Origin of the sequence: Streptomyces sp. AC512_CC834 (genome assembly GCF_019049325.1) — a bacterium.
Lineage (GTDB): Bacteria > Actinomycetota > Actinomycetes > Streptomycetales > Streptomycetaceae > Streptomyces.
This window is the reverse complement of the sequence record NZ_JAGMUO010000109.1, coordinates 1-4,166: the sequence shown is the minus strand read 5'-3', so window position 1 is coordinate 4,166 and position 4,166 is coordinate 1. Positions and strand designations below refer to the sequence as shown.

The window sequence follows — 4,166 nt, the reverse complement described above, 5'->3', positions numbered from 1 at the left end:
CACAACATCGCCGCTGCCCTACGGCATCACGCACGCGACACCGACCGCCCCATCAACCTGCTCCTGGCGGCGTGAGCAACGACTTTGCCGGGGCCCTGCGGTAGCGGCGGATGCGGCACCGGTACAACTTCGACAGGAAGTCGATCTTGCGGGCGAGAAGACGCGGTCCTGCAGTGCGAGAACCGCAGGTTCCTCGCAAACGTCATGTGGGACAGCATTGGTGGAACTCACCCGTGCGGGCGGCCGGGTTCACCGCAGAAACGAGCCTGCGCCCTCATGCGGACCGGGGCCACCCAGGCGCCCTGAGGCATCGTTTCCAAGGACGGCTGCGGCGGGCTCTGATGAGGGGCCTCGGCAGCGGAGCCGTGGACGAATCCGTTGCGACTAGGGGAGAAGTCAGTGATGAACAGCAAGTGGTCGCGCTCGCGAGATGACGACGGCGGCAAGGACGCCGGGAAGGGTGCGAGTGCGCCGGTCCCGGGGGATCGCGGGATCTTGGCGGGTGCCGATGTGGGGGTGGGCATCACAGGAGACGGGAACCAGTTGACCGTCGATGGCGATGTTGTCAGCGGCGACAAGCACGAGACCTGCACGACGACCGAGTACCACTACCACGCCTCGGCGCTTGCGGCGGCCGGGACATCCTCGACCGCGCTCCCGACCCATGTTGACCGGCGGCAGCAGGCAGAGCTGATTCTCGTCGGGCCGCTGAACACCGAGATACTCGCCCCCCTCCTTCGCCAGGCTGACGCACTCCTGCCGACAGACCCCGAACAGGCCGCCCCTCTCTACGGACAGATCGCCTCCAACCTGCACGGCACCGGCTTCCACGGGCACGCAGCTGTGATGCAGCGCAAGCAGATGGCCGCCCTGCAAGCTGCTGGCCACAGCGTCGCCGCCGTGGAGATGGCAGGCAACCTCGCCGTCGCGTCCCTGCGCGCCGGAGACTACGACCAAGCCCGGTCCCTGACCAGAGACATCGCGAGGCTGGCGCTCAAGAGCAACGAAGCCGGGGAACCGCGAGCAGACCGAGCAGAGCGAATCGCGAAACTACTGCAAGCCACCGCGGACAGCCTGCTGCACCCGCTGGGCGAGTTGGACAGCCTTCGTGAGGTCCTTTCGGCGAGTTCTGCCGCGCGGGATCCCGAGTATCGTCCCGTACTAATTCTCCTGCTCGCAGAGCAGGCACTCGCCTTCGATCCAAACTCGGTTCGTGAACTCGACGGGCTCGTGTCGGAAGCCATCGATGCCTTGGCCGAACGGGGCAACGACGTGGACCACACACTGCTCCGACTCCGTCTCATACGTGCCCACTACGACCCTTCCGAACGATGCGCACTGCACCAGCGGGCGCGCCGCCACCACGTGACGGACCGCCCGGCGGCGATGGTCTTCGCACGGGAGGGCCGGCGGCTCGCCGAAGAGGGGGAAGCAGACGCCGCCGTCGAGGCGTATCGCGATGCCGTCAATGCCGGCATACGCGCCGACTTGCCACAAGATGCCGCAGACTGGCTTTACAGTATCAGGAGCATCAACGTCTCGTACGGCCCGTTGGCGGGCGACATCGACGACGAACATCGACTCGCACAGGCACTCCGCGCAACCGGCACGGGTCGCCTTCTGGTCCGGTCTCGGCAACCCCGGGAGCAGGCTCTGTCTGCACTGGTGCGGCAAAAGCCTCGGGAGGCCATCACTGCCGCGCAGCGTTGGCTCGTGGACACCGTGGTGACCGGGGACTGGACGGGAGAACTGGAGGCACTGCGTTTTCTGGCCGACCTGTACCGGGAAAGCACCGAGGCAGGGCTGGCGGCGATCTACTATCAGCGAGCGGGAGAGGCCGAGGCGGCAAAGAAGCTTGCTGTCGCCTCCGGCGACACACTGCTTCCTCTCGGGCCTCTCCAAGGCGTGCCCTGGCGGGTCGCCCGTGCACGAGCAGCACAGCTGGAAGCACAGGCAGACCTCCTGGATGACGAGGCCGCCATCGATCTTCTCGGTGAACTCATCGACATGGCTCGACGGCTGCTGTCCGGGGATCTGGCTGAATCTCCTCGCCGACACCTCCTACATCAAGTCCTTAGTAGCGTCTGTACCCTCGCCCCCCAGGGCACGGCCGAGCAGGCCGGTCAGGTGCTCACCGACCTCGTCGATCTCAAGCGGACCGGTAGAGGCGCAACCTGGTTCGCCATCGCGTACCGGCACCCCAGCCTCGCCCTTCCAGCCGTCACCAAGCTGCTCGACGAAGCTGAGCGAGGTACCTACGACGCTTGGAAGGCACTCGGCGAGAGCCGGTGGGTTCGGATCCTCACCGCGCCATCGTCCCCGCTGACGGCAGCCGAGCGGAAGGCTTGCCGAACACGGCTCGCCAACCTTGTCCCCCTCGCCGAGGACAACAAGTACCCAGCTGCCCTCGCCCTGAGCCAGGTGGTCGCCGACCACCCCACCGTGCGGGCCGCCGCCCTTGAGGCCCTGGACCGCATCCTGTCCCGACCCGCTCCCGACCTGCACAAGACCACCATCGGTGATCAGCTGGCGAACGACGCACTCCTGGTTTGCCAGCTTGACGAGTCCAGTCGCCAGCGCTGCGCCTACAGACTCATGGAAATCGCTTTGGACAGGCGCGAGATCGCTGACGCCCGACGCAATGCCCTGAACGGCCTCCGCAACCTGATCACGGACCTGCCGCGGGCGGATAGGACAGCCTTCTACCACCAGGCTGAGCCCTTCGTCCTGGGTGAGCAGGATGGCAGTCATCTCGACAGCGAAATGACTGGTACTCCTCATCCCCTCAGATGGGCCCGGATCTCCTTCGGCACGGCGTCCTTGCGCGGGCCGGCCCTGGAGTTGGCGCACCTTGCGGCGGAACTCGATGACGAGCACCACTGGGTGCGGGAGAACGCCATCGCATTGCTTCGTACAGACGTTACCTCGGACGTCGGAGACGCAGCCCGTGTTCTCGCGTACCTGCCGCCGCAGATCGCGCTCAGTGTTGACCCCGCGCTGCTGGTCACACACCACAACAGGACCGTCCGTCAGGCCGGCGCCTTTCTCGCCGTGTCCCATGCGGGTCAGCACCCCCGAACCATCCGCCGACTCGCTGAAGACAACGACCACACCGTCCGCCGCACATTGGCCGAGGTCGCTGAGCTTCGCATGAAGGAGGGAGCTATCGACTCGGTGGTGCTGGAAGTGTTGGAGCGGCTTGCCGACGATGTCCGCGCCAGCGTGCGACACGCGGCCGTCGCCGCTAAAGCATCCTGAAGGACTCTGGCGGTCGCGGACCAAGTAGGGCGTCGGGTTCGTGCATGGGGGCGGATACCCGCTGGTCTTGGCCCCCGTGGGCCGCGGCACGTACGGCATGAGATGGTCGCGCGGGATGATTCTGGGGTCCACCTCACTTGCGCCGCGTTGCCGGATCGGAGCGAGCTCGCTCGCCCCCACCCCCATCATGTTGGTGCCGGCTCAGATCCGCGGCATGCATCGGCCGGGGGGATCGTATCGTTCAAGTGCGGTGTCCGGGTGCGGTGCGTGAGGAGTAGACCGATGGCTGTTTCAGGAGTGATGCGACGCGTGTGCATCGCGGTCGCGGCGGTGTCGGCGGCCGCGGTCGTGGGCTTGATCCTTGTGGTTGTGCTGGTGGATCTGGACACCGCTGACCGTGTGGCCAGCATCATCGGGGCCGTGATCAGTGCCACTTCCCTGATCGGTTTCGTGTACACATTGAGTCGGCCCACTGGCGTTGCTGTCGCGGGCACTCGCTCGGTGCAAGCTGGCGACAGCATCGGGCGCGCGGTAACCGGTGACAACAACCGCCATCAGGGCATCGCGGCCCAACCGCAGCCATCGGCCACAGATTCCGGCCCGAGTACCACGACAACGGCGCCCGGCGTGCCCGGTGAGCGGGGAGTTGCTGCTGGCGGATCCATTGGTGAGGCGATCACTGGCGATGGGAACCAGCAGACGTGACCTGGCACAGCGAAAGCTTCGGCTACGCGCCCTCCGCTTGCGTGACCATCACAGGACGCGACCTCGGCAAGATCCACCATGAAGTTGCCTACCGGGTGGCGCTAACCTCGCGCTTTCACGAGGTGGAGTTGTCCGAGGCTTGATCAAATAAGCGGAGAGTGCTCCTGACCTGCAACGATGGGACTTGTCGAGGGTCCTGTCAG

Annotated in this window: 3 protein-coding genes; all 3 read left to right on the top strand. The window is 66.1% G+C overall.

The features are described from left to right. The first annotated feature begins 402 nt into the window (after positions 1 to 402). The 3 genes from KUM40_RS34890 to KUM40_RS34880 all read left to right on the top strand — a co-directional run bounded on the left by KUM40_RS34890 (position 403) and on the right by KUM40_RS34880 (position 4,106). Positions 403 to 3,258, top strand: coding sequence for a hypothetical protein (locus KUM40_RS34890; protein ID WP_217170320.1), 2,856 nt, complete (start codon positions 403 to 405; stop codon positions 3,256 to 3,258). Positions 3,259 to 3,540: 282 nt separating this feature from the next. Beyond that, positions 3,541 to 3,963, top strand: a complete 423-nt coding sequence (locus KUM40_RS34885) for a hypothetical protein (protein ID WP_254396142.1) — start codon at positions 3,541 to 3,543, stop codon at positions 3,961 to 3,963. Next, positions 3,960 to 4,106 (top strand): hypothetical protein, encoded by a 147-nt coding sequence (locus tag KUM40_RS34880; RefSeq protein WP_217170319.1) that lies wholly within the window; start codon positions 3,960 to 3,962, stop codon positions 4,104 to 4,106. Before KUM40_RS34885 ends, KUM40_RS34880 begins: the two co-directional genes overlap by 4 nt. The last annotated feature ends 60 nt before the right edge of the window (positions 4,107 to 4,166 follow it).

What these genes read in the sequence shown, in the direction of transcription:
- KUM40_RS34885 (WP_254396142.1), top strand. Translation starts at nt 3,541, where the DNA reads ATGGCTGTTTCAGGAGTGATGCGACGCGTGTGCATCGCGGTCGCGGCG.
- KUM40_RS34890 (WP_217170320.1), top strand. Translation starts at nt 403, where the DNA reads ATGAACAGCAAGTGGTCGCGCTCGCGAGATGACGACGGCGGCAAGGAC.